Raw genomic sequence first — 24,445 nt, 5'->3', positions numbered from 1 at the left:
TTCTAGGTCTTACGGCGTGCCCTACCTGTGGGATAACGTCCCGGCCCAGACCGGGTACGCGGTCGGTTCGTCCACCCCCTGCAAGGTCCAATTCGCAAGTCGCGGCGGGTGGTCGGGCCTTCGGACTGAGGAGGGTACGAGCCGTGAGGCAGAAGCTCGCACGGGTGCTGGGTGGCGTGGCCATCAGCGCGCTCGTTATCAGTGGCGCGGCCGCGTGTAAGGCCGACAGTGGCACGGAGGGTGGCAGCGGCGACAAGGCGGCCTGCGACCTCAAGATCGGCTTCTTCGGCCCGCTGACCGGCGACGCCGCGGGTCTCGGTATCCACATGCGCAACGGCACGAAGCTGGCGATCGACCAGTACAACAAGGACAACGCGGACTGCAAGGTCAACCTCGCGGAGTACGACTCGCAGGGTGACCCGGCCAAGGCCCCGGCGCTGGCCCAGCAGGCGGTGGGCGACACCAAGGTCGTCGGCATCATCGGCCCGGCGTTCTCCGGCGAGTCGGAGGTGGCCGACCCGATCTTCGACGAGGCCGGCCTGCCGATCATCACCCCGTCGGCGACCCGCCCGAGCCTGAGCACCAAGAGCTGGAAGATCTTCCACCGGGGCGTCGGCAACGACACCTCGCAGGGCCCGGCGGCCGGCCGGTACATCAAGAACGTGCTGAAGGCCGAGAAGGTCTACGTCGTCGACGACCAGTCGGCGTACGGGGCGGGCCTGGTGGACGAGGTCAAGAAGGTCCTCGGCGCGGTCGCGGGCGAGGACAAGGTCCAGGTCAAGCAGACCAACTTCTCCGCGGTCGTCACCAAGATCGTCGGCAGCGGCGCGACGGTGCTGTTCTTCGGTGGCTACTACACCGAGGCGGGCCTGCTGCTCAAGCAGCTCAAGGGCGCCGGCTGGAAGGGCACGATGGTCGCCGGCGACGGCGTCAACGACGCCAACTTCATCAAGGTCGCCGGCCAGCAGGTCGCCGAGGGCACCGTGCTGACCTGCCCCTGCGCCCCGGCCACCGCGGCCAAGGGCTCCTTCGTGACCGACTACAAGGCGGCCTTCGAGAACGCCGAGCCGGGCACCTACGCCGACGTGTCGTACGACATCACCAAGATCTTCCTCGAGGGCATCAAGGCCGGTAAGTCCACCCGGGCCGACCTGCTCGCCTTCGTGAAGGCCTACAACAAGGCGGGCACCGCCACCGGTGTGACGTACAAGTTCGAGTCCAACGGCGAGTTGGACCCGGCCCAGGTGCTGGTCTGGGCGTTCAAGGTCAACGCGGGCCAGGTCGTCCCCGACATCGAGATCCCGAAGGCCTGACCGGTTCGCCGGTCCCGCCAGGGACACAGACGATGCGGCCGGGAGAGTGGTTCCTCCCGGCCGCGTCGTTTGACCGCACAGTTGGAGCCCCCACTTGAACTTCGATGAGCTGTTCGGGAACTTCCCGGCCCTGACCATCACCGGGCTGGAACAGGGCGCGATCTACGCGCTCGTCGCCCTCGGGTACACCCTCGTCTACGGCGTCCTGCGCCTGATCAACTTTGCCCACTCCGAGGTCTTCATGGTCGGTACGTTCACCGCCCTGTGGACCTGGGAGGCCCTCGGCTACGACCAGAACTCCCCCTCGCCCGCCATCGGCCCGCTGATCCTCGCGCTGGTGGCCGGCCTGGTCGTGGCGGCGGTCGCCTCGGCGGCGACCGCGGTGACCGTGGAACTGGTCGCCTACCGGCCGCTGCGCCGCCGCAACGCGCCGCCGCTGGCCTTCCTCATCACCGCGATCGGCGCGTCGTTCGTGCTCGCCGAGTCCTTCGGCATCGGCACCTCCCGGGCGCCGTTCGGCATGCCGACGCTGATCCCCTCCGAGACGGTCTTCACCGTGTTCGGCGCGGCCGTCACCAACGTCCAGCTGCTCATCCTCGGCGTCACGCTGGCGATGATGGTCGGCCTGGACCAGTTCGTGAACCGCAGCCGGCTGGGCCGCGGCATCCGGGCCGTGGCCCAGGACGCGGACACGGCCGCCCTGATGGGCGTGAACAAGAACCGGGTGATCCTGCTGGTCTTCGTGCTCGGCGGCCTGATGGCCGGCGTCGCGGCGCTGCTGTGGAACGTCCGCTACGGCTACACGAAGTTCAACGTGGGCTTCCTGATCGGGCTCAAGGCGTTCGCGGCGGCGGTGCTCGGCGGCATCGGCAACCTGCGCGGCGCGCTGCTCGGCGGCCTGCTGCTCGGGGTGGCGGAGAACTACGCCGCCGGCCTGTTCGGTGGAGACTGGAAGGACTTCACCGGCTTCGTGCTGCTGATCGTGCTGCTGATGTTCCGGCCCACCGGCCTGCTCGGCGAATCTCTCGGGAGGGCGCGCGCATGACCGCCACCGTGGACAAGGGCCGCGCCCCGGCCCTCAAGGGCCGCTGGGCGGCGATGCCGAAGCAGGTGCGCTGGGCCGCGATCGCGGCGCTGATCGTCCTGCTCTACATCCTGCCGAACCGGTGGTTCTACGAGTACCTCGGCTTCCCCATCGGCAGCGAGTACTTCGCCTTCTACACCACCCGCTCGGACTTCGCGGGCGTGCTGTTCGACACCGCCGTGTTCGTGCTGCTGGCCGTCGGGCTCAACGTGGTGGTCGGCTTCGCCGGCCTGCTCGACCTGGGCTACTTCGGCTTCTACGCGCTCGGCGCGTACACGGTGGCGTTGCTGACCTCGCCGGAGAGCCGGCTGGGGACGAACTGGCCGTGGCTGGCGGCGGTGCCGGTCGCGGTCATGGTCGCGATGGTCTCCGGCGTGATCCTCGGCGGCCCGACGCTGCGCCTGCGCGGCGACTACCTGGCCATCGTGACCCTCGGCTTCGCCGAGATGATCCGGCTCTACGCCGCCCGCAACGAGGGCGTGATGCAGGGCCAGCGGGGCATCCCGGCGATCCCGCACCCGCCGGGCACCGGCTCGGACGGCAAGCCGCTGTTCGGGGTGGTCGACGCCCGGCCCTACTACTGGCTGCTGCTGACCCTGATCCTGCTGGTGATCGTGCTGGTGCGGAACCTGGCCAACAGCCGGGTCGGCCGGGCCTGGGTGGCCACCCGCGAGGACGAGGACGCCGCCGAGGTCATGGGCGTGCCGACGTTCAAGTACAAGCTGTGGGCGTTCGCGATCGGGGCGGCGGTGGCCGGCCTCACCGGGGCGGTCTTCGCCGGCAAGCAGACGTTCATCAACTCGGACCAGTTCGTGCTGGAGAGTTCCATCCTGGTGCTCGCGGCGGTCATCCTGGGCGGCGCGGGCAACATCAAGGGCGCGATCGTCGGCGGCGCGGTGACCTGGTACCTGCCGGAGTGGCTGCGCGGCGCCGGCAGCCTGGTCGGGGTGGAGTTCGACGCGGCCGAATACCGCATCCTCGTGTTCGGTGTGGTCATCATCGTCATGATGATCTTCCGTCCGCAGGGCATCGTGCCCAACCGGCGGCGGGCGGCGGAGTTCGCCGACCGGCGGCAGGAGGCGGTTCCGCAGGAGAAGGTGCCCAGTGAGTGATCCGCAGATGAAGAGCGAGCGCGACGCCAGCAGCGAGCGCGACGTCACCGCCGACGGCCGCAGCACGGTCGGCGTGCCGCCGGAGCCCGGCTCCGGCGTGCCGACGGCGGCCAGCCCGGCCGGGCCCGACGCGGCGGGGCGGGAACCGCTGCTGGAGGTCGACGACGTGACGCTGCGCTTCGGCGGCGTCGTCGCCCTCGACAAGGTCAACTTCACCCTCTACAAGGGGGAGATCCTCGGCCTGATCGGCCCGAACGGCGCCGGCAAGACGACCTGCTTCAACGCGATGACGGGCGTCTACCGGCCCACCGAGGGCGAGATCCGGTTCAAGGGGCAGCGCACCAACGGCAAGCGGCGGTCGTGGATCACCAAGGCCGGCATCGCCCGGACGTTCCAGAACATCCGGCTCTTCCCCGAGATGACGGCGCTGGAGAACGTGATGGTGGGCGCGGACGTCCACCACAAGACCAGCGTCATCTCGGCCATGCTGCGGCTGCCGCGGCACTTCCGGGAGGAGCGGGAGGGCCGGGAGAAGGCCCTTGAGCTGCTGCGGTTCGTGGGCATCGAGCGGCGCGCGAACGACCTGGCCCGCAACCTGTCGTACGGCGAGCAGCGCCGCCTGGAGATCGCCCGGGCGCTGGCCACCGATCCCGCCCTGCTCTGCCTGGACGAGCCGGCCGCCGGCTTCACCCCGGCGGAGAAGGAGGAGCTGCTCGGCCTGATCCGCGAGATCCGGGACAAGGGCACGACCGTGCTGCTGATCGAGCACGACATGCGGCTGGTGATGGGCGTGACCGACCGGATCGTCGTGCTGGAGTTCGGCAAGAAGATCGCCGAGGGGCTGCCGGCCGAGGTCCGGGACGACCCGAAGGTGATCGCCGCGTACCTGGGGGTGCCGACCGATGCTGCTTGAGATCAAGGACCTGACCCTGCTCTACGGGCGCATCCAGGCCCTGCACGGGATCAGCCTGGTGGTCAACGAGGGCGAGGTGGTCGCGCTCATCGGCGCCAACGGCGCGGGCAAGACCACCACGATGCGGGCGATCTCCGGGCTGCGCCCGGTGGCCCGGGGCTCGATCGTCTTCGACGGCACCGACGTCACCCGGATGCGGGCCGACCTGCGGGTGACCCGGGGCATCGGGCAGGCACCGGAGGGCCGGGGCGTGTTCCCGGGCATGACGGTGCTGGAGAACCTGGAGATGGGGGCGTACACCCGCCGGGACCGGGCGGAGATCGCCAAGGACATGGCCATGGTGCTGGACCTGTTCCCCCGGCTGGCCGAGCGGCGCAAGCAGGCCGGCGGCACCCTCTCCGGCGGCGAGCAGCAGATGCTGGCCGTGGGGCGGGCGCTGATGGCCCGGCCCCGGCTGCTGCTGCTCGACGAGCCGTCGATGGGTCTCGCGCCGAAGCTGATCCAGCAGATCTTCGAGATCATCACCCGGATCAACGAGCAGGGCACCACGATCCTGCTGGTGGAGCAGAACGCCCAGCAGGCGCTGTCCCGCGCCCACCGGGGCTACGTGCTGGAGACCGGCCGGATCGTCAAGGAGGGCACCGGCCAGGAGCTGCTGCACGACCCGGCGGTCAAGGAGGCGTACCTCGGCGTGGCCTGACCCGCGCCGCCGACGGCCGGTCGTTCCCCTCGTGGGCGGCCGGCCGTCAGCGTTGCCGGCCGTGCCGGGGCTGTCGTCGTCGTGTGCCGCGCGGCGGGGATGTCAGCCGTACGGGCTAGAGTCGCTGCCGTGACAGCTACGACGCCGCGCCTGCTCCTCGTCGACGGACACTCCATGGCATACCGGGCGTTCTTCGCCCTGCCGGTGGAGAACTTCTCCACCACGACGGGGCAGCCGACAAACGCCGTCTACGGCTTCACCTCGATGCTGATCAACGTGCTGCGCGACGAGCAGCCCACCCACATCGTCGTGGCCTTCGACGTCTCCCGGCAGTCCTTCCGCACCGAGAAATACTCGGATTACAAGGCGGGCCGCAGCGAGACCCCGGCCGACTTCAAGGGCCAGGTCAGCCTGGTCAAGGAGGTCCTCGCGGCGCTGCGCGTGCCGGTGGTGGAGAAGGAGGGCTACGAGGCCGACGACGTCATCGCCACCCTCGCCTGCCAGGCCCGCGACCAGGGCATGTCGGTGCTGATCTCCAGCGGCGACCGGGACGCCTTCCAGCTCGTCGACGACCACGTCACCGTGCTCTACCCGCGCAAGGGCGTCTCCGACCTGGCCCGGATGGACGCCGCCGCCATCGAGGCGAAATACGGCGTGGGCCCGCAGCGCTACCGCGACCTGGCGGCGCTGGTCGGCGAGACCAGCGACAACCTCCCCGGCGTGCCGGGCGTCGGCCCGAAGACCGCCGCCAAGTGGATCAACCTCTACGGCGGCCTCGACGGCGTGGTGGCCCGCGCCGACGAGATCAAGGGCAAGGCCGGCGACAGCCTGCGCGAGCGGCTCGCCGACGTGATCCGCAACTACGAGATCAACCGCCTGGTCTCCGACCTGGAGCTGCCGATCCGTCCCGAGGACGCCCGCTGGACCGGCTGGGACCGCGAGGCCGTGCACCAGGTCTTCGACACCCTGGAGTTCCGCATCCTGCGCGACCGCCTCTACCAGTACCTGGAGGCCGTCGAGCCGGAGGCCGAGGCGGGGTTCGACCTGACCGCCGAGCGGCTCACCGAGCCGGGGGCGGTCGTCGCCTGGCTCGACCGGCACGCCCCCGCCGGCACCCAGGTCGGCGTGGCGGTGAAGACCCCGGCCAAGCCGACCGCCCCCCGCGAGCGCTACGAGCCGCAGCTCGACGCCCTGGCCCTCGCGCTGGCCACCGGCCCGGCGGCGTGGCTCGACCCGACGGCGCTGGCCGAGGCCGACGAGCGGGCCCTGGCGGCCTGGCTGGCCGACCCGGCCCGGCCGAAGGTGCTGCACGACAGCAAGCACGCCCGGCTGGCGTTCGCCGCCCGGGGCTGGTCGCTGGCCGGCGTCGCCCGGGACACCGAGCTGGCCGCCTACCTGGCCCGTCCCGACCAGCGCTCCTACGACCTGACCGACCTGGCGCTGCGCTACCTGCACCGCGAGCTGCGGGTCGACGCCCCCGAGACCGGGCAGCTCACCTTCGAGGGCCTCGGCGACGAGGGCGAGGCCGAGCAGAACCTGATGCTCCAGGCGCGGGCCACCCTCGACCTGGCCGACGCGATCGACGCCGAGCTGTCCCGCGACGGCGAGCAGTCCGCCCGGCTGATGGCGGAGGTGGAGCTGCCGCTGTCGGACGTGCTCGCCGCGCTGCAACGGGTCGGCATCGCCGCCGACCTGGACTACCTGCACGAGCTGGAGGCCCACTTCGCGGGCGAGGTGAAGTCCGCCGCGCAGGGCGCGTACGCCGCCGTCGGGCGGGAGTTCAACCTGGGCTCGCCCAAGCAGCTCCAGGAGCTCCTCTTCGGCGAGCTGGGCCTGCCCAAGACCAAGAAGATCAAGACCGGCTACACCACCGACGCCGACGCCCTCCAGTGGCTCTACGCGCAGAATCCGCTGCCCGTGCTGGAGCACCTGCTGCGTCACCGGGACGTGGCGAAGCTGAAGACGACCGTCGACGGCCTGCTCAAGTCGGTCTCCGAGGACGGCCGCATCCACACCACGTTCAAGCAGACCGTGGCGGCCACCGGCCGGCTCTCCTCCACCGACCCCAACCTCCAGAACATCCCGATCCGCACCGAGGAGGGCCGGCGGATCCGCCGCGCCTTCGTCGTGGGGGAGGGGTTCGAGTGCCTGCTCACCGCCGACTACAGCCAGATCGAGATGCGGATCATGGCGCACCTGTCGTCGGACGCCAAGCTGATCGAGGCGTTCAACTCCGGCCACGACTTCCACGCCGCCACCGCCTCGTCGGTGTTCGGGGTGCCGGTCACCGAGGTCACCGCCGACCAGCGTCGCAAGATCAAGGCGATGAACTACGGCCTGGCGTACGGGCTGAGCGCGTTCGGCCTGTCCCAGCAGCTCGGCATCACCGCCGAGGAGGCGCGCGGGCTGATGGACAACTACTTCGCCGGGTTCGGCGGGGTCCGCGACTACCTCCAGGAGGTCGTGGCCCGGGCCCGGCACGACGGCTACACCTCCACCATCCTGGGCCGCCGCCGCTACCTGCCCGACCTGGTCAGCGACAACCGGCAGCGGCGGGACATGGCCGAGCGGATGGCGCTCAACGCCCCCATCCAGGGCTCGGCGGCCGACATCATCAAGGTCGCCATGCTGCGCGTCGACGCCGGGCTGCGCGAGGCGGGGCTGCGCTCGCGGATGCTGCTCCAGGTGCACGACGAGCTGGTCTTCGAGGTCGCCCCCGGCGAGCGCGACGCCCTGGAGGCGCTGGTGCGTGGCCAGATGGGCGGGGCGTACCCGCTGTCGGTGCCGCTGGAGGTCTCCGTCGGCGAGGGCCGGGACTGGAACAGCGCCGACCACTGACCGGCGCGCCCGGCGGCCGTGCCCCGCGTGCCGGGCTGTGCCGGCGGCGTGCCCCGAGGTGGTGTCGGCGGTCGGGGCCGTGACCCGCTCACCGGAGCGGGTCGTGGCCCCAGTTCATCAGCGACCAGCGCCACCTGGTGTCCCGCACGTCGCCCGCGGGGCGCTGCGCCAGGTGCCGGTGCACGTAGCCGATCACCTTGCGCATGTGCCGGTAGTCGGCCTCGGTCAGCTCGGCGCGCCTGCGGCGCAGCAGGTCGACGATCCGCCGGCCGGACGAGTGCCCCACCGACTCGCCGCCCGCAGTGCCCTTCTTCCGCCAGCCGACGTGCTTCGACTCGTCGCTCTCCAGCCACGTCGACAGCTCGCCGGGCCGCATGTTGACCGCCTCGGTGAACTCCCGGTACGTCTCGCCGCGCCGGTCGTCGTCAGTCCCGCTCACGGCGCAGCACCTCCGGCCGGTGCGCGACGTCGCGCCCCGAGTCGTCGTTGCGGATGCGGTACTGCGGCTGCTCGGGGGACGCGTTCACGGTGTGCCCCCGCACGTGGGTGCGCTCGGTGAGCTTCTCCTCGACCACGCCGTGCGCCCGGCCGCTGTGGCTGGCCCAGGACACGTGGTCGCCCGCGCGGAACTCCCTCTGCTCGGCCATGCGCCTGGCTACCCGGGGCGGGTGCGGCGAAACGGGCCGGGTCAGCCGGAGAGCTCGGCGACCGGCAGCTTGATCTCGAACGGCTCGGCCAGCGCGATCAGCTCCGCGCTGTCGGCGACCAGCTCGTACTGCCGCTCGCCGCCGAGGCTGAGCCGGTCGCTGAGCCGGTACGCGTACACGTGCACCGGGTCCTGCTCGACGCGCCAGTAGAACGGGATGCCGGCGGCGGCGTACTCGGCGGGCTTGGCGAACCGGTCGATCCGCCGGGTGCCGGGGGACACCACCTCCACCGCGAGGACCACGTCCTCGGGCTGGAGCAGGGACCGGTCGGCGCGTACGTCGGCGCGGCGCAGCAGCACGTCCGGCTGCCGGGTGTTCTTCGCGTCCAGCGCGACCCCGACGGCCTGCCTGGCGCGCAGGTGCTCGGGGGCGTGCGCGCGCAGCCACAGCCACAGCAGGCTGGCGATGTCTTGGTGGCCCAGGGTTGGGGAGGGTGTCACTCGGAGGACTCCGTCGACGAGTTCGACGCGGGGGGCGTCGTCCGGCAGGTGGGGCAGGTCTTCCAGCGTGTAGTCGGCACGCTGTTGCCGGATCGGGTCCGGGCACCAGGGGCCAGGTGGTGTCGGGATCGGCTCGGCGCTCACCCGGCCAGCGTAACGCCGCCCGCCGCCCGGGACGTCGCACCGACGGTGCGATCCGCCGGCCGGTCCGCGGCTCGACGCGTCGGCCGCCCCGGCTTCAGCCCGCCGGCTTCTCGGCGACGAAGATGGCCGTGCCGGGGAAGAGCCGGCCGCGCAGCGGGCTCCACTGGCCCCAGATCCCCTCGTGCCCCTCGGGCCATTCCGGCTCCACCAGGTCCACCAGCCGGAACCCCGCGCCGACCAGCTCCCGGATCCGGTCGCCGAGGGTGCGGTGCTGCTCGACGTACGTCGCCGCGCCCGTGCGGTCCTGCTCCACGTACGGGGAGCGGTCGAAGTACGAGTGCACCGCCGTGAGCCCGCCCTGCCCCGGGTCGTCCAGGAAGATCCACCGCATCGGGTGGGTCACCGAGAACACCCACCGGCCGCCGGGGCGCAGCACCCGGAACACCTCGCGCATCACCGCCGCCGAGTCGGCCACGAACGGGATCGCCCCGAAGGCCGTGCACGCGGTGTCGAACGCCGCGTCGGCGAAGGGCAACGCGAGCGCGTCGGCCTGCACCAGCGGCACCCGTACGCCGCTGCGCCCGGCCGCGTCCGCCGCGTGCCGCAGCATGCCGGCGGAGAGGTCCAGGGCCACCGGGCGGGCCCCCTGGGTGGCCAGCCACCGGGCGGCGGCGGCCGCCCCCGCGCCCACCTCCAGCACCCGGCGTCCGGCGAGGTCGCCGAGCAGCCGGGCGTCGGCCTCGCGCAGCCCCTCGGGGCACCAGACGAAGTCCACGTCGCCGAGGAACGCGCCGTGTTCGGCCTGGTAGTCGTCGGCGTCGGAGTCCCACCAGCCGCGGCTGGCCCGCCGGGCGTCGGCGTCGGTCACCGGGCGTCGCAGCACCCCCGGCGCCGCGTCCGGCTCGGCGCTCACGGTGAGGTTGGCCAGGTCGTCGGTCACCGCGGCAGTCTAGTGGTGGCCCCGGCTGCCGGCCCGCTGCGGCGCGGCTACCGGTGGGGGCGGGATGGCCGCCGGGTCCCCGCCCGTAAACCCCCGGTTCGGGCACGAAAGGTGCAGTCCGTCGCGAAAGCGGGCTGGATCACTTCTCCCGGGGCTTGCACGCTGTGGTAATGCGCACGGTAGGCTAGACGATGCGCTCGCGGGTCGCGTGCCTCGGCAGGGAGAAGGCGCGCGGTCGCGGAGTTCCAGACGGAGCCACATCAGGACCTCACTAGTGATCTTCTGTGTGCCCGGCGACGGATCCGCTGGCGCGAACAGGTCACCGCGACACCAGCCTGCTGTGACAACCCATCCGACCGGAGCAACCGCCCACATGACGAGCAGCATCGAGGCCCCCTCGAGCGCCACCCGGGTCACCCACGACGATCTCGGTTCCGAGGAGGCTTTCCTCGCCGCGATCGACGAGACCATCAAGTACTTCAACGACGGCGACATTGTCGAAGGCACCGTCGTCAAGGTCGATCGGGACGAGGTCCTGCTCGACATCGGCTACAAGACCGAGGGTGTCATCCCCTCTCGGGAGTTGTCGATCAAGCACGACGTGGACCCCGCCGAGGTCGTCTCGGTCGGTGACCACATCGAGGCCCTGGTCCTCCAGAAGGAGGACAAGGAGGGTCGTCTGATCCTCTCCAAGAAGCGGGCGCAGTACGAGCGGGCCTGGGGCACGATCGAGAAGATCAAGGACGAGGACGGCGTCGTCCGCGGCTCGGTCATCGAGGTGGTCAAGGGTGGTCTCATCCTCGACATCGGGCTGCGCGGCTTCCTGCCCGCGTCCCTGGTCGAGATGCGGCGGGTGCGTGACCTGCAGCCGTACGTCGGCCGCGAGCTCGAAGCCAAGATCATCGAGCTGGACAAGAACCGCAACAACGTGGTCCTGTCCCGCCGGGCCTGGCTGGAGCAGACGCAGTCCGAGGTGCGCACCGAGTTCCTCAACAAGCTGCAGAAGGGCCAGGTCCGCAAGGGCGTCGTGTCCTCGATCGTCAACTTCGGCGCGTTCGTCGACCTGGGCGGCGTGGACGGCCTGGTGCACGTCTCCGAGCTGTCCTGGAAGCACATCGACCACCCGTCCGAGGTCGTCGAGGTCGGCCAGGAGGTCGAGGTCGAGGTCCTGGACGTCGACCTGGACCGCGAGCGGGTCTCGCTGTCGCTGAAGGCGACCCAGGAGGACCCGTGGCGGCAGTTCGCCCGCACCCACGCGATCCAGCAGATCGTGCCGGGTAAGGTCACCAAGCTGGTGCCGTTCGGCGCCTTCGTCCGGGTGGACGACGGCATCGAGGGCCTGGTCCACATCTCCGAGTTGGCCGAGCGCCACGTGGAGATCCCGGAGCAGGTCGTCCAGGTCGGCTCCGAGGTCATGGTCAAGGTCATCGACATCGACCTGGAGCGCCGCCGGATCTCCCTGTCGCTCAAGCAGGCCAACGAGGGCTTCGTCGAGGGCGAGGAGCACTTCGACCCGACCCTCTACGGCATGGCTGCGACGTACGACGCCGAGGGCAACTACATCTACCCGGAGGGCTTCGACCCGGAGACGGGCGAGTGGCTCGAGGGGTACGACAAGCAGCGCGAGACCTGGGAGAACCAGTACGCCGAGGCCCGTCAGCGCTGGGAGGCCCACACCAAGCAGGTGCAGACCTCCCGGGCCGCCGACGCCGAGGCCGCTGCCAACCCGGCTCCGGCCGTGTCGACCAGCGGCACCACCACCTCGACCAGCACGGCCCCGAGCCGGCAGGCCGAGGAGCCGGCCGGCACCCTGGCCACCGACGAGGCGCTCGCCGCGCTGCGGGAGAAGCTCGCCGGCGGCAAGTGACCCCGTGACGACTCCCCGCCGGGCGCGTTCGACGACGCCCCCGGTCCGGAGCCGCCGCTGACGACGACGGGCCCTGTCCCCGCGATCCGGTTCCACCGGGCCGCCGGGGCGGGGCCCGTCGTCGTTGCCGCCCGCGCTTCCTGTGCCCCGCCGTTCCCTCGCTCTCTGTGCGGCCTTCCGCCTTCCGCCCTCTCCTCTCCGCCCTTCGCCCGCCTGCCTGCCCGGCTGTCCGCCTGCCTGGCTTGCCTGGCCGGCTCCTGGCCGCCCGCCCGGTCGTGCGCCCGGCTGCCCGACAAGATCGTGCTCGATCGGGGATCGAGTGGCCTCGCTCCCGGCCGGAGGCCACTCTTTCCCCGATCGAGTGCTGACGCTGACCAGAAGAGGCGCTGGTCGGAGGCGGCGCTGGCCGGCCAGTGCCCGGGCGGGCGGGGGATGGCACGTCGACTGCCGGTTTGGTGGTGCGGGCGTCGATCCGGTTGACTGTTGCGGTGCTGATGGTGGGACTGACCGGCGGGATCGGCTCCGGCAAGAGCGCCGTCGCGGCCCGGCTGGCCGCGCTCGGCGCGGTGGTGATCGACGCCGACCGGATCGCCCGCGAGGTGGTCGCCCCGGGCAGCGAAGGGCTCAGCGAGGTCGTGGCCGCCTTCGGCGACCGGGTCGTCGGCCCCGACGGGGCCCTGGACCGGGCCGCGCTGGGCGGGCTGGTCTTCGCCGACGAGGCGGCCCGCCGCCGGCTGGAGGCGATCACCCACCCCCGGGTCCGCGCGCGGACCGCCGAGCTGGCCGCCGCGGCGGCGCCCGACGCCGTGGTGGTCAACGACGTGCCGCTCCTGGTCGAGGTCGGGCTCGCGCCGACGTACCACCTGGTGGTCGTGGTGCAGACGGAGGTGGCCGTGCGGCTGGCCCGGCTGGCGCGTGACCGGGGGATGAGCCGGGCGGAGGCCGAGCGGCGGATCGCCGCGCAGGCCGACGACGCGCGCCGGGACGCGGCCGCGGACGTGGTCCTGCGCAACGACGCCACCCTCGACGAGCTGCACGTCCAAGTGGACGGGCTGTGGCGGGACCGGCTGCTGCCGTACGAGGAGAACGTCCGGCTCCGCCGGGCGGCCGAACCCGACGGGACCGCCCTGACCGGCCCCGACCCGACCTGGCCGCAGCAGTACGCTCGGCTGGCCGCCCGGCTCCGGCACGCGCTCGCCCCGGCCGATCCGCGGATCGACCACGTCGGCTCGACGGCCGTCGCTGGCCTCGCCGCCCGGGACGTCGTCGACATCCAGGTGACCGTGCCGAGTCTCGCGGAGGCGGACGGCGCGCTCGCCGAGCGGCTCGCTGCGGCCGGCTTCCCGCGTGTGCCCGGCCAGTGGTGGGACAGCCCCCGCCCGGCGGGCAGCGGCCGCTGGGAGAAGCGGCTGCACGGCAACGCCGACCCGGGCCGCCCGGTGCGCCTGCACCTGCGGCCGGAGGGCTCGCCCGGCTGGCGGTACGCGCTGCTGATGCGCGACCACCTGCGCGCCGACCCCGCCCGGCGGGCGGCGTACCTGACGCTCAAGGGCGACCTGGCGGCCAGCGCGCCGGCCGGGGGGTCCCCCAACGCCACGGCGCGCGACCCGTGGTTCGACGAGGAACACCACCGGGCCGAGGAGTGGGCCGCGCGCACCGGCTGGCGGCCCTGAGCCCGCTGCCGGCCACGGACCGGTCCCGCCGAGGTCAGCGCGGGGCGCGCGCCGGGGCCACCGGCGGCAGCGCCGGCACGGCCTCCGGCGACAGGTCGAGCTGGGCGTACGTGCCGAGCCGGGTGCGTAGCTCCAGCCGGCGCAGCAGCCCGGACCGGTCGATCCAGTAGCGCAGCGGGCCGCGCCCCGCGTCCACCTCGATCACGTCGACGGCCCGGTCGGCGAGGCGGTCCCCGCGGATCCGGCTCGCCGGGCGGGCCGTCCGTTCCGTCGCCGCGCCGGCGCGCAGCGCGGCGGCCAGCAGCAGGTCGATGTCGTCCGCGTCGTCCGCGTCGGGTGGGCGGTGGTGCCAGGCGTACCCGGTGCGCGGCGGCGGCAGCGGCGGCGGGGCGGCCGGGTCGCCGGTGGCGGCGGCGGACCAGATCCCGGCGGCGTCGTAGCGGCGCAGCGTCCGGCCGGGCCACGCGCCGGTGCCGCCGACCGACAGGTACGCCGCCCGGGCCGTCCAGTCGAGCCAGCCGGTGCCGCGCACGGCCCGGCCCGGGGCCACGGGCGCGGTGAGCGTGGCGGCGGCGCCGCCCTGGGCCCGCAGCCGGGTGGCCACCCGGGCCAGCCGGTCCTCCTCGGCGCCGGTGAGCGCCCGGGGCAGCCCCGCGCGGCCACCGAGCGCGGCCACCGGCCACAGCACCGGCCGGTTGGCATGCTGCAACTCCAGCGTCACCGGCACGCCGCCCCGCAGGCGTCCCTCCAGCCGGTGCAGCCGGGCGTCCCGGTCGACCCACCAGCGGGCGGCCCCGTCGAGCGCCGACCCGGCCGGCGGACGGACCGCGGCCGGCAGGCTGATCGCGGGCCCGGGCCAGGCCCCGGCCGGACCCGACGCGCCCGGGGTCGACGCCGCCGGCCCCGACCCGGCCGGCGTGCTCCGTCCCGGTCTCCCCGGCGCGCCCTGCCGCGCCGTCGTCGGGGCGCTCCGTCGCCCGGTCGTCGGTGTCGCGCTTCCCGGCACCGGCCCGGGGGGCGTCGGACCGGGCAGGCGGGACTGGAAGACGTCCACCGGCAGCCCGCCGGCCTCGGCCGGGGCCAGCCACCGGGCGTCGTCGGCCGGGAAGTCCCCGGCCGGCTCGGGCCGGGGCGCGGCGAGCGCGAGGAGCAGGTCGACCGCGGGGCGGAGGGGCCGGGCGGCGGCCACGTCGCCCACCCGCCAGCCGTCGGCCGGCGGCACCAGGGGCGGATACGCCGGGGCGGGCACCGCCGTCGGGTCGGGCCGGGTCAGCAGCAGCCCCGGGACCGCCTGGACCAGCCCGCGGTCCCGGCCGGCCCCGGGCCCGCCCACGTCCAGGTAGGCCAGGGGCCGGGACCAGTCGACCCAGCCCACGACGTCGGTGCGGGCGCCGGCCTCGCCGAGGGTCAGGCGCACGCCGGAGCGGACGTCCCGGTGGTTGGTGACCCGCACCGCGGCGAGGCGCTCCGCCTCCGCCGGGGTCAGCGGCCGGGACGGCTCCGGTGCCGCAGGCACCCAGGTCAGCAGCCCGACGACCAGGGCCGCCGCCGCGGCGGCGGCGACCACCCCCAGCACGACCACGGCGGTGCGTCGCCGCCCGGCGGGCCCGTCCCCGTCCCCGCCGCCGCGTCCGCCCCTGCCCCGGCTCCCGCGGCCCGGCCGGGCGCGGTGCGCGGCGGGACCCCGGTCGCCGCGCCGGCCCCGGACGGGTGCGACGACGAGCGGGAGCGTCGCCGTGGACCGGGCCGGACCCTCGGCGGGCGGGTGCGTCGGCCGGGCGGGCCGGGGCGTCGGCCCGGGGGAGTTCTCCACGCGAGGATGAACGTGCGGCGTGCGGGACAGGTGACGCCCGCCGGTTGCGTGGGGCGCTCGCGGCGGCCGGTCTGCGCCTGCGCGCGACCACGTCGGGTGCGCACGCCGGGTGATGTCCCAGGTGCTGCGACCCCTGTGCCGGGGGCGTGTCGGCCGTCGAGGGCCGAGCCGCCGGCCCGGACGGCCGCCGCGAGCGGCCTACGGCCATACCCTAGCGCGGTGAAATCCGCCACACAATGCGAATATCGAAGCCGATCACGGACCGACGGTAGTCGTGCCGCGCTGTCGGACCCCGGGCGTACGGTGGGTGTCATGGCGCTCGACATTCCCCGGCTCGACGGCCGTTTCCAGGTCGTCAGCGAGTTCCAGCCGGCCGGCGACCAGCCGGCCGCCATCGACGACCTGGAGCGCCGGGTGCGGCGCGGCGACCGCAACACCGTGCTGCTCGGCGCGACCGGCACGGGCAAGAGCGCCACGACGGCCTGGCTCGTCGAGCGGCTGCAGCGGCCCACCCTGGTGCTGGCCCCCAACAAGACGCTCTGCGCGCAGCTGGCGAAGGAGTTCGGCGAGCTGCTGCCGCACAACGCGGTGGAATACTTCGTCTCCTACTACGACTACTACCAGCCCGAGGCCTACATCCCGCAGACCGACACCTACATCGAGAAGGACTCCTCGATCAACGAGGAGGTCGAGCGGCTGCGGCACTCGGCGACGATGTCGCTGCTGACCCGCCGGGACGTGGTGGTGGTGGCCACCGTCTCGGCGATCTACGGCCTGGGCACCCCGGAGGAATACCTCGACCGCGCCGTCCGGGTCGCCGTCGGGCAGGAGCTCGACCGCGACCAGTTGCTGCGCCGCCTCGTCGACATCCAGTACACCCGCAACGACATGGCGTTCCAGCGGGGCACGTTCCGGGTCCGCGGCGACACGTTGGAGATCATCCCGGCGTACGAGGAGCTCGCCGTCCGGGTCGAGCTGTTCGGCGACGAGGTGGAGAAGCTCTACTACCTCAACCCGCTGACCGGCGACGTGGTCCGCGAGGTCGACAGCCTGATGATCTTCCCGGCCACCCACTACGCCGCCGGCCCGGAGCGGATGGAGCGGGCCACCCGCGACATCGAGGCGGAGCTGGCCGAGCGCCTCGCCGAGCTGGAGCGGCAGGGCAAGCTGCTGGAGGCCCAGCGGCTGCGGATGCGCACCACCTACGACCTGGAGATGATGCGGCAGGTCGGCTTCTGCTCCGGCATCGAGAACTACTCGATGCACATCGACGGCCGGCTGCCGGGCAGCCCGCCGCACTGTCTGCTCGACTACTTCCCCGACGACTTCCTCACCGTCATCGACGAGTCGCACGTGACGATCCCGCAGATCGGCGGCATGTACGAGGGCGACGCCTCCCGCAAGCGGATGCTCATCGACCACGGCTTCCGGCTGCCCAGCGCCGCCGACAACCGGCCGCTGCGCTTCGACGAGTTCCTGGAGCGGGTGGGGCAGCTCGTCTTCCTCTCCGCCACCCCCGGGTCCTGGGAGCTGGAGCAGGCCCAGGGCGAGTTCGTCGAGCAGGTGATCCGCCCGACGGGCCTGATCGACCCCGAGGTGGTGGTGAAGCCCACCAAGGGGCAGATCGACGACCTGATGCACGAGATCAAGCTGCGCACCGAGCGCGACGAGCGGGTCCTGGTCACCACGCTGACCAAGAAGATGGCCGAGGACCTCTCCGACTACCTGCTGGAGAACGGCATCCGGGTGCGCTATCTGCACTCCGAGGTCGACACGCTGCGCCGGGTGGAGCTGCTGCGCGAGCTGCGCAAGGGCGAATACGACGTGCTGGTCGGCATCAACCTGCTCCGCGAGGGCCTGGACCTGCCCGAGGTGTCCCTCGTGGCGATCCTCGACGCGGACAAGGAGGGCTTCCTGCGCAGCGGCCGGTCGCTGATCCAGACCATCGGCCGGGCGGCGCGTAACGTCTCCGGCCAGGTGCACATGTACGCCGACAAGATCACCCCGTCGATGGCGGAGGCGATCGGGGAGACCAACCGACGCCGGGCCAAGCAGGTGGCCCACAACGAGGCGCACGGGATCAGCCCCGAGCCGCTGCGCAAGAAGATCCACGACATTCTCGACGACATCTACCGGGAGGCGGAGGACACCGAGAGCTCCCGGGTCGGCGGCGCGGCGCGGCAACTGTCGCGGGGCAAGGCGCCGGTCAAGGAGACCCGCAGCCGCAGCCGGGCCGGCGCGGCCGGTCCGTCGCGGGAGGGGATGGCCCGGGCCGATCTCGCCCAGCTCATCCAGGAGCTCAACGACCAGATGCTGGCCGCCGCCCGGGAGTTGCAGTTCGAGTTGGCCGCCCGCATCCGCGACGAGGTCGCCGACCTGAAGAAGGAGCTGCGGGGGATGGACGCGGCGGGCGTGAAGTGACCGTCGGGCCGCTCCGCGGCGTCGGATGTCGTCGCCGTAAGCAAGCAAGGTATTGCAGCGAGTGATCGATCTGCGTACTCTCCGTCCTGGGGAGGCGGGGATGCCGTTGCCAACGAGTCCGGTGATTCGACGGGCGCGACTCGGAGCCGAGTTGCGCCAACTGCGCAGGCGGGAGGAGCTGACGCTGGAGCAGGTCTGTGACCGGCTGGGTTGGGCGTCCACCTCGAAGCTGTCCCGCATCGAGCTGGGGCAGAGCCGGCCGGATCTTGCCGACGTGCTCGACCTGCTGGACGTCTACCGGGTCGGGCCCGACGAGCGCGACGCGCTGATCGTCATCGCCCGCGACGCGGCGACGGGCCGCGGCTGGTGGAAGACGCTCGGCGGGATGGGGGAGCGGCAGCGGGCCTACGCCGAGTTGGAGGCCGGCGCCGCCACCGTGGTGGAATACCAGCCCGCCGTCGTGCCGGGGCTGTTGCAGACCCCGGCGTACGCGCGGCTGCGGCTCGGGGTCGCCCGGCTGCTGCACCCCGAGGTGGACGTGGAGGCCGACGTGCGGGCCCGGCTCGTCCGGCAGGAGGTGCTGCACCGGCCGGACCCGCCCCGCTACACGGCGCTGCTGGAGCTCGCGGCCTGTGACCCGGGCGGCGTGCCCGACGGCATCTGGCGCGAGCAGCTGCGGCACCTGGTCCACCTGGCGGGCCGGCCGAACGTGACCATCCGGGTGGTCCCGCCGGGGGCGACGGCCGGGGGCGCGCATCCGCTGACCCCGTTCACCCGCTACTCGTTCCCCGACCCGGCCGACCCGCGCACGGTGATGCTGGAAGCCCTGACCACCGATGTGCGGCTGGTTTCCCCGGCGGACCTCGGCTGGTACGACGCGGTGATCGACCGGCTGCTCGACGCCGCGCTCCCGGCGGCGGAGACGGCGGCGCTGTTGGGCCGGCTGGCCGACGACCCGTCGTTGCCGGCCGCGGTCGACCTCGGCGGTCAGCCGTCGGTGCGGTCCCGGCCGGAGGGCGCGGCGCTGCCCCGGCCCCGCCAGCCGCAGGACTGACGGCGCGGCCCTGGCGGCGCGGCCCTGGCGGCGCGGCCCTGGCGGCGCGGCCCGCCGTGTCGCGCCGGGCCCGTTCTCCGGCGGCGGGCGGGCCTGCCGCCGTCGGTGCCGCGTGACCGGCCACATCCGCGCCGCCCCCTTCGGAAGGAAGGGCCCCTTGTTATCGCATTCTGTTGTACAGGGGCCCCTGCTAACCGTGCTCACCCGGCCACTCACCGACCCGGCGCAGCGCGCGAAGCCGCCCCGGAGCCGGTGACCCGCCCGGTGCCGCCCGCGCGGCCACCGGCCCCGGCGACCCCGAGCCCGCCGGGGCCGGCGGCCGCGCGCGAGCGCACGGTAGCCGGGGGGTGTGACACTTCCGCCGGGGCGTGGCCAAGGCCGGGCGGCGTGGGCGAGGGCGTCGGCGCAGGCGGGGCGGGGACCGGTCGGGCCGCAGCGGCGACGCCGGGGCGTCGGCTCAGGCGGGGACGTCGACGAAGTGCTCGACCAGCGGCGGGCCGGCGAAGTGGGGGCCGATCAGCGCCCGCCACTGAGCGAACCGCTCGGTCTCCCGGAAGTTCTCCTCGTGGGCGGCCACGGAGTCCCACTCGACCAGCAGGACGAATCGCGTCGGCGACTCCACGCCGCGGGTCATCCGGACGGAGCGGCAGCCGGGCGTGCCGGCCAGGATCTCGTGCCCCCGCGCGTACGCGGCGGCGAAGTCGTCCTCGTGTCCGGGCGTCACGTCGATGAGCGCAACCTCAAGCACCATGCCGAGAGCCTCGCACGACCCCGGCCGGGCCCGGGCCGCCGGGGTGGCCGTGTCCACCGCAGGGACGGAGACTCGCGCCGGCATCGATGCGAGCTGGTCTCCTAGGACGATCTACGCGTGGTGAGCGACGAACGTGGTGAGCGACCAACGCGATGGGGGACCTGCGTGAAGAGGAGGCCAGAGGGAGGCGAGGCCGGTGGAGAGATCCGTCACTGGGAGCCTGCTGAGAGCCCCGGCACAAAAGCAGGAGATGCGCTCCCGCCTCGCCATGGTGAAGAATGGGCGCGAAGGAGGGGAGTATTCCCCCGCGACGGAGTCGTCAGCACGGTCGACCGCCCCCGGGTGGCGCGACCCGGCTCCGTAGGTTGTCGGCCCGCTCGCGGGTCGGCGACGGAAGAGACCTCCGACAGTCACCAGTGTCCGCGTCGCCACACCCACCCGCCCCGGCGGGCGTACGGTGTGCCCGACGCCGTGTGTCTGCCGGAGGATGGGATTGAACGTGTCCGGATTGGTGTGGGCGGGGACCCTCGTCGCACTGACTGCGGTTCTCGTCGTCGACCTGCTGATCATCGGCCGGCGACCACACGAGCCGAGCGTCCGTGAGTCGAGCCTGTGGGTCAGCTTCTACGTCGGGCTGGCCCTGCTCTTCGGCGCCGGGTTGTGGATCTTCTCCGGTCCCGGGGTGGCCGGTGAGTTCTACACCGGCTGGCTCACCGAGTACAGCCTCTCGGTGGACAACCTGTTCGTCTTCGTGATCATTATGGCCCGGTTCGGGGTGCCCCGGCAGTACCAGCAGAAGGTGCTGCTGATCGGCATCGTGCTGGCGCTGCTCATGCGCGGTGGCTTCATCGCCGCCGGTGCGGCCCTGATCTCCCAGTTCTCCTGGGTCTTCTACATCTTCGGCGCGTTCCTCATCTACACGGCGGTCAACCTGGCCCGGCAGGGCGAGCCGGACGAGGACGAGTTCAGCGAGAACCTGCTGATCCGGTGGAGCCGCAAGGCGCTGCCGATCTCCCGGGACTACGACGGCGCGAAGATGACCACGCACGAGGCCGGCCGGCGGCTGTTCACCCCGATGCTGATCGTCATGATCGCCATCGGCACCACCGACCTGATCTTCGCGCTGGACTCGATCCCGGCGATCTTCGGCATCACCCAGGAGCCGTACCTGGTCTTCACCGCGAACGTCTTCGCGTTGATGGGCCTGCGCCAGCTCTACTTCCTGCTCGGCGGGCTGCTGGACCGGCTGATCTACCTCAGCTACGGCCTGGCGGTGGTGCTCGGCTTCATCGGCGTCAAGCTGGTGCTGGAGGCCCTGGCCGACAACCATCTGCCGTTCGTCAACGGCGGCGACCCGGTGGCCTGGGCCCCGCACATCCCGATCTGGCTGTCCCTGACGGTCATCCTCGGCACCCTCGCGGTGGCGACCGTGGCCAGCCTGATCAAGTCGGCCCGCGACCGGCGGCGCGAGCTGGCGTCGGCGCGCGGCTGACCCGACCACGCGGGCAGGGGCGCTTCCGGCACCGGGAGCGCCCCTTCCGCCGTCCCGGGCGGCTCAGACGCGGTGCGCGCCGACCAGGGTGGCCGTCCGCTCGGCCGGCATCGCCTCCTCCAGGACGCGGCGGCGTCGGTAGCAGGCGTGCAGCATGCGCCGGCCGCCGTCCGGGGCGGCGCTGACGAATCCGATGTGGTGGATCCGCCGGCCGGGGCGGGCGAAGAAGTAGAGGTCGCCGACGCGTTCGGTGCCCAGGGGCAGCGGGGTGGTCGCGCCGGCCTGGTCGGCGGCGTCGCGGGGCAGCACCACCCCGAACCGCCGCCAGGCCAGGTGCACCAGGCCGGAGCAGTCGATCCCGTACGCCGACACCCCGCCCCACACGTAGGCCACGTCGCGCAGCCGGGCGGCGACGGCCAGCACCTCCGCCGGGGACGGGGGCGCGGCGGGCGCCGGCACGAGGTGCGCGTCGGGCAGCCAGAGCGGCCGGTCGTGGCCGGGGGCGCGCACCGGCCGCCAGCCGTCCGCCGGGGGGCCGGCCGGGGTCAGCCGGGTGCCGAGGACGACCCCGGCCACGACCGGCTCGCCGTCCGGGGCGGCGCGCAGGGCGGTGAGCGTCGCGTCGACGACCCAGGGGACGGCCGGGGCGACCAGGTGCGCCGGGGCGTCGGCCGGGTCGGGCGCGGCGTCGGCCGGGGAGCGGGCGGCGTCGGCCGGCGGGGTCGCGGCGTCGGCCGGGCGCGGGGCGAGCTGGGCGGCCGGGAGCCAGCCGGGGTAGCCGCGCGGGTCGAGCCGGGCCGCCGGTTGCTCGACGGCCACGACGTGCGCCCAGCCGTCGGGGCGCAGGGCGGTGACCAGCACCCGTTCGCCGAGCAGGAGCTGACTCAGCACGCACTCGCCGACCTGCTGGTCGGCGTCCATGCCGGAGATCCAGGCGGCGACATCGGCGGGTGCGTCGAGGGCGGGGCGGTCGACGGGGCGCACCGCCTCGGGGCAGGACCAGAGGGTCGCGACCGCGACCCGGACGACGGCCTCGCGGCCCGGTTGCAGCTCCACGTCCACCCCCAGTTCACGGCTTCCCCGCCGCGCCCTCACGACAGCGACCCTAGGAAAGAAAGCGCCACCCATCAACCATCCGGTTGAATCTTTGCTTCAACGGAGGTGATGCCGAGGCCGGGCGCGTCCGGCAGCACCACGGTCGCGCCGTCGTACCGGATGCCGCCCCGCACCGGCGACCAGGCCAGCCACCAGGCGGCGTCGAGGTCGGAGACGGCGCTGGTGCCGTGGGCGGCGACCAGGCTGGCCGCCGCGCCGAGCCCCACCTGACTCTCCATCATCGAGCCGACGACGGTGCCGATCCCGTGCTCGGCGGCCAGGTCCAGCAGCGTGCGGGCGGCGTGCAGGCCACCGCACTTGGCCAGCTTGACGTTGACCATGTCGGCGGCGCGTCGGCGGATCACCTCGACCAGGTCGCGCACGCCGAACACCGACTCGTCGGCCAGGACCGGCAGGCCCACCCGGTCACTGACCCAGGCCAGCCCGTCGAGGTCCCAGCGCGACACCGGCTGCTCCACCAGCTCGACGCCGAGGCCGGCGTCCTCGATGCCGCGAATCACCCGGACCGCCTCGCGGGGGGTCCAACCCTGATTGGCGTCGAGCCGGATGCGCACGTCGGGGCCGACGGCCGCCCGCACCGCCCGGACCCGCTCCAGGTCGCCCGCCGCGTCGGTGCCGACCTTCAGCTTGAGCACGGAGAACCCCTCGCCGCGCCGCTGCCGGGCCGCGGCGGCCAGGTCGGTGGCGTCGCCCGCGGCGAGGGTGACGTCCGTGGGCACGCGCCGGGCCGTGCCGCCGAGCAACCGCACCAGGGGTACGCCGAGCCGGCGCGCGGCCAGGTCGTGCAGCGCGGTGTCCACCGCCGCCTTGGCGGCCTCGTTGCCGGCCACCGCCCGGCGCACCTCGGCGCACCGGGCCACGAGGTCGTCGGCGTCCCGGCCGATCAGCCCCGGGGTGAGCATCTCCCGCACGCACGCCTCGGCCCCGGCCAGCGACGCCCCGGTCACCTGCCACACCTGCGGGGCCTCGCCGAAGCCGGACCGTCCGTCGTCGTCGACGAGTTCCACGATCAGCGTGTCGGTGGTGGTGGTGCGGCGCAGCGCGGTGACGAACGGGGTGTGCAGGGGCGCGGAAAGCCGGTGGGTGCGTACCGCGGTGATCGTCATGTGCGGCACCCTATACGCGACCCGGCGACGACAGGGGAGGCCGAATGGGCGGGCGGGACTGGGAGCTGGTGGGGGCGCCGAACGCGCGCGACCTCGGCGGCATGGTGGGGCTCGACGGCCGCCGGGTGCGGGCCGGCCGGCTGATCCGCACCCCGGCGCTGGGCCGGCTGACCGACGAGGACCTGCCGGTGCTGGGGATGATCGCCCCGGCCTGCGTGGTCGACCTGCGCGACGACTCGGAGATCGCGACGGCCCCGCCGGACCGGCTGCCCGGCGCGCCCCGGGTGGTGCGCCTGCCGGTGTACGACCCGGCGCATCCGGTCTTCACGGCCGTGTCGGAGGTGCTGCTCGGGCACGACCTGCGCGCGGAGACGGCGCTGGCCCTCCAGGGCACCCCGGTGGCGATGGCGGAGATCTACCGGTGGTTCGTCACCGGCGGGGCGGCCCGGGCCGGCTTCGGCGGGGCGGCCCGGCTGGCCGCCGACGCGGGCAACCTGCCGCTGCTGTTCCACTGCTCGGCCGGCAAGGACCGCACCGGCTGGCTGTCGGTCGTGCTGCTCACCGCGCTGGGGGTGGACGAGGCGGCGATCCGGGCGGACTACCTGCGGACCAACGCGCAGACGGAGAGCCTCAAGGAGGTCGTCCTGGCCGCGATGCGGGCCCGCCAGCCAGAGTTGGCGGAGGCGGCGATCCGGCCGCTGATGGAGGTGCGCGGGGAGTACCTGGACGCCGCGTACGCGGAGGTCCGGCGGGTGCACGGCTCGTTCGACGCGTACCTGCGCGACGGGCTGGGGCTGACGGGGGCGCACCTGGCGGCGCTGCGGGACAACCTGCTGGACTGAGCCCCGCCACTGCCGGCCCGCCGTGCCCGGCCCGCCGTTCGCTGGTCACGTGCGGTGACGGCTGCGGGAGGCGTGACCGATCGCGGCCAATCTTTACTCTGCGGCAGGTTGCTGCGACC

The 24,445-nt window shown here is 73.4% G+C and carries 20 protein-coding genes; 12 read left to right on the top strand and 8 right to left on the bottom strand.

Annotated elements, in window-relative coordinates; translation table 11 throughout:
- Positions 1 to 143 precede the first annotated feature (143 nt).
- The 6 genes from O7633_RS09325 to polA all read left to right on the top strand — a co-directional run bounded on the left by O7633_RS09325 (position 144) and on the right by polA (position 7,960).
- Positions 144 to 1,313: a branched-chain amino acid ABC transporter substrate-binding protein gene (locus O7633_RS09325; protein ID WP_278128052.1), complete on the top strand. Its 1,170-nt coding sequence runs from the start codon at positions 144 to 146 to the stop codon at positions 1,311 to 1,313.
- A 94-nt stretch (positions 1,314 to 1,407) separates the two neighbouring features.
- Complete coding sequence (locus O7633_RS09320) at positions 1,408 to 2,358, top strand: branched-chain amino acid ABC transporter permease (RefSeq protein ID WP_278128051.1); 951 nt, start codon at positions 1,408 to 1,410, stop codon at positions 2,356 to 2,358.
- The gene (locus tag O7633_RS09315) at positions 2,355 to 3,509 is read left to right on the top strand and encodes a branched-chain amino acid ABC transporter permease (protein WP_278128049.1); all 1,155 of its coding nucleotides are present in this window, start codon (positions 2,355 to 2,357) and stop codon (positions 3,507 to 3,509) included. Before O7633_RS09320 ends, O7633_RS09315 begins: the two co-directional genes overlap by 4 nt.
- Positions 3,502 to 4,422: an ABC transporter ATP-binding protein gene (locus O7633_RS09310; protein ID WP_278128047.1), complete on the top strand. Its 921-nt coding sequence runs from the start codon at positions 3,502 to 3,504 to the stop codon at positions 4,420 to 4,422. The genes O7633_RS09315 and O7633_RS09310 overlap by 8 nt, the downstream gene beginning before the upstream one ends.
- On the top strand, positions 4,412 to 5,122 hold the full coding sequence (locus O7633_RS09305) for an ABC transporter ATP-binding protein (RefSeq protein ID WP_074474374.1): 711 nt from the start codon (positions 4,412 to 4,414) through the stop codon (positions 5,120 to 5,122). Before O7633_RS09310 ends, O7633_RS09305 begins: the two co-directional genes overlap by 11 nt.
- Positions 5,123 to 5,251: 129 nt before the next feature.
- On the top strand, positions 5,252 to 7,960 hold the full coding sequence (gene polA / locus O7633_RS09300; protein ID WP_282327362.1) for a DNA polymerase I: 2,709 nt from the start codon (positions 5,252 to 5,254) through the stop codon (positions 7,958 to 7,960).
- Positions 7,961 to 8,048: 88 nt separating this feature from the next.
- Here polA and O7633_RS09295 read toward each other — a convergent pair whose 3' ends face one another.
- From O7633_RS09295 to O7633_RS09280, 4 genes are all read right to left on the bottom strand, one after another.
- Complete coding sequence (locus O7633_RS09295) at positions 8,049 to 8,399, bottom strand: DUF3140 domain-containing protein (RefSeq protein WP_278128045.1); 351 nt, start codon at positions 8,397 to 8,399, stop codon at positions 8,049 to 8,051.
- Positions 8,386 to 8,607 carry a DUF2945 domain-containing protein gene (locus tag O7633_RS09290; protein ID WP_074474371.1) on the bottom strand — a complete coding sequence of 74 codons (222 nt, stop codon included), beginning with the start codon at positions 8,605 to 8,607 and terminating at the stop codon, positions 8,386 to 8,388. Before O7633_RS09290 ends, O7633_RS09295 begins: the two co-directional genes overlap by 14 nt.
- Positions 8,608 to 8,648: 41 nt before the next feature.
- Complete coding sequence (locus tag O7633_RS09285; RefSeq protein ID WP_282327360.1) at positions 8,649 to 9,251, bottom strand: Uma2 family endonuclease; 603 nt, start codon at positions 9,249 to 9,251, stop codon at positions 8,649 to 8,651.
- Between the two features lie 94 nt (positions 9,252 to 9,345).
- The gene (locus tag O7633_RS09280) at positions 9,346 to 10,134 is read right to left on the bottom strand and encodes a class I SAM-dependent methyltransferase (protein ID WP_141723748.1); all 789 of its coding nucleotides are present in this window, start codon (positions 10,132 to 10,134) and stop codon (positions 9,346 to 9,348) included.
- 430 nt (positions 10,135 to 10,564) lie between these two features.
- On the opposite strand from O7633_RS09280, the gene rpsA reads away from it, so the two are divergent.
- The gene (gene rpsA / locus O7633_RS09275; RefSeq protein ID WP_074474370.1) at positions 10,565 to 12,058 is read left to right on the top strand and encodes a 30S ribosomal protein S1; all 1,494 of its coding nucleotides are present in this window, start codon (positions 10,565 to 10,567) and stop codon (positions 12,056 to 12,058) included.
- 488 nt (positions 12,059 to 12,546) lie between these two features.
- On the top strand, positions 12,547 to 13,731 hold the full coding sequence (gene coaE / locus O7633_RS09270; protein WP_282327358.1) for a dephospho-CoA kinase: 1,185 nt from the start codon (positions 12,547 to 12,549) through the stop codon (positions 13,729 to 13,731).
- Between the two features lie 34 nt (positions 13,732 to 13,765).
- On the opposite strand, the gene O7633_RS09265 is transcribed toward coaE, so the two are convergent.
- Positions 13,766 to 15,544, bottom strand: a complete 1,779-nt coding sequence (locus tag O7633_RS09265) for a hypothetical protein (protein WP_278128039.1) — start codon at positions 15,542 to 15,544, stop codon at positions 13,766 to 13,768.
- Positions 15,545 to 15,856: 312 nt separating this feature from the next.
- Between O7633_RS09265 and uvrB the strand changes: the two genes are divergently transcribed.
- Both uvrB and O7633_RS09255 read left to right on the top strand, forming a co-directional pair.
- Complete coding sequence (gene uvrB, locus O7633_RS09260) at positions 15,857 to 17,965, top strand: excinuclease ABC subunit UvrB (RefSeq protein ID WP_178065788.1); 2,109 nt, start codon at positions 15,857 to 15,859, stop codon at positions 17,963 to 17,965.
- Between the two features lie 100 nt (positions 17,966 to 18,065).
- Positions 18,066 to 19,019, top strand: coding sequence for a helix-turn-helix transcriptional regulator (locus O7633_RS09255; protein ID WP_282327356.1), 954 nt, complete (start codon positions 18,066 to 18,068; stop codon positions 19,017 to 19,019).
- A 457-nt stretch (positions 19,020 to 19,476) separates the two neighbouring features.
- Here O7633_RS09255 and O7633_RS09250 read toward each other — a convergent pair whose 3' ends face one another.
- A complete protein-coding gene (locus O7633_RS09250; protein ID WP_278128036.1) occupies positions 19,477 to 19,770 on the bottom strand; it encodes an antibiotic biosynthesis monooxygenase in 294 nt (97 codons plus the stop codon).
- A gap of 493 nt (positions 19,771 to 20,263) precedes the next feature.
- On the opposite strand from O7633_RS09250, the gene O7633_RS09245 reads away from it, so the two are divergent.
- Entirely contained in the window at positions 20,264 to 21,262 is a 999-nt protein-coding gene (locus tag O7633_RS09245; RefSeq protein WP_278128034.1) for a TerC family protein, read from the top strand.
- A 63-nt stretch (positions 21,263 to 21,325) separates the two neighbouring features.
- Here the strand turns inward: O7633_RS09245 and O7633_RS09240 are convergent, their stop codons facing one another.
- Together O7633_RS09240 and O7633_RS09235 are read right to left on the bottom strand one after the other, a co-directional pair.
- Positions 21,326 to 22,357, bottom strand: a complete 1,032-nt coding sequence (locus O7633_RS09240; RefSeq protein WP_282327352.1) for an NlpC/P60 family protein — start codon at positions 22,355 to 22,357, stop codon at positions 21,326 to 21,328.
- Between the two features lie 32 nt (positions 22,358 to 22,389).
- Positions 22,390 to 23,484 (bottom strand): dipeptide epimerase, encoded by a 1,095-nt coding sequence (locus O7633_RS09235; protein WP_282327350.1) that lies wholly within the window; start codon positions 23,482 to 23,484, stop codon positions 22,390 to 22,392.
- Between the two features lie 44 nt (positions 23,485 to 23,528).
- Here O7633_RS09235 and O7633_RS09230 point away from each other — a divergent pair, with 44 nt between their 5' ends.
- Positions 23,529 to 24,326 (top strand): tyrosine-protein phosphatase, encoded by a 798-nt coding sequence (locus tag O7633_RS09230; RefSeq protein ID WP_282327348.1) that lies wholly within the window; start codon positions 23,529 to 23,531, stop codon positions 24,324 to 24,326.
- Positions 24,327 to 24,445: the final 119 nt, after the last annotated feature.

The sequence above is a fragment of the Micromonospora sp. WMMD712 genome, assembly GCF_029581295.1.
In the GTDB taxonomy this organism is placed as follows: Bacteria; Actinomycetota; Actinomycetes; order Mycobacteriales; family Micromonosporaceae; genus Micromonospora; species Micromonospora carbonacea.
The sequence above is the reverse complement of the archived record's forward strand: the minus strand, read 5'-3'. Positions and strand labels throughout refer to the sequence as shown.

Excerpts from the sequence above, each read along its gene's own strand:
- O7633_RS09315 (WP_278128049.1), top strand. The coding sequence starts at position 2,355 with ATGACCGCCACCGTGGACAAGGGCCGCGCCCCGGCCCTCAAGGGCCGC.
- O7633_RS09305 (WP_074474374.1), top strand. The coding sequence starts at position 4,412 with ATGCTGCTTGAGATCAAGGACCTGACCCTGCTCTACGGGCGCATCCAG.
- O7633_RS09290 (WP_074474371.1), bottom strand. The coding sequence starts at position 8,607 with ATGGCCGAGCAGAGGGAGTTCCGCGCGGGCGACCACGTGTCCTGGGCC.
- rpsA (WP_074474370.1), top strand. The coding sequence starts at position 10,565 with ATGACGAGCAGCATCGAGGCCCCCTCGAGCGCCACCCGGGTCACCCAC.
- uvrB (WP_178065788.1), top strand. The coding sequence starts at position 15,857 with ATGGCGCTCGACATTCCCCGGCTCGACGGCCGTTTCCAGGTCGTCAGC.
- O7633_RS09255 (WP_282327356.1), top strand. The coding sequence starts at position 18,066 with ATGCCGTTGCCAACGAGTCCGGTGATTCGACGGGCGCGACTCGGAGCC.
- O7633_RS09250 (WP_278128036.1), bottom strand. The coding sequence starts at position 19,770 with ATGGTGCTTGAGGTTGCGCTCATCGACGTGACGCCCGGACACGAGGAC.
- O7633_RS09235 (WP_282327350.1), bottom strand. The coding sequence starts at position 23,484 with ATGACGATCACCGCGGTACGCACCCACCGGCTTTCCGCGCCCCTGCAC.
- O7633_RS09230 (WP_282327348.1), top strand. The coding sequence starts at position 23,529 with ATGGGCGGGCGGGACTGGGAGCTGGTGGGGGCGCCGAACGCGCGCGAC.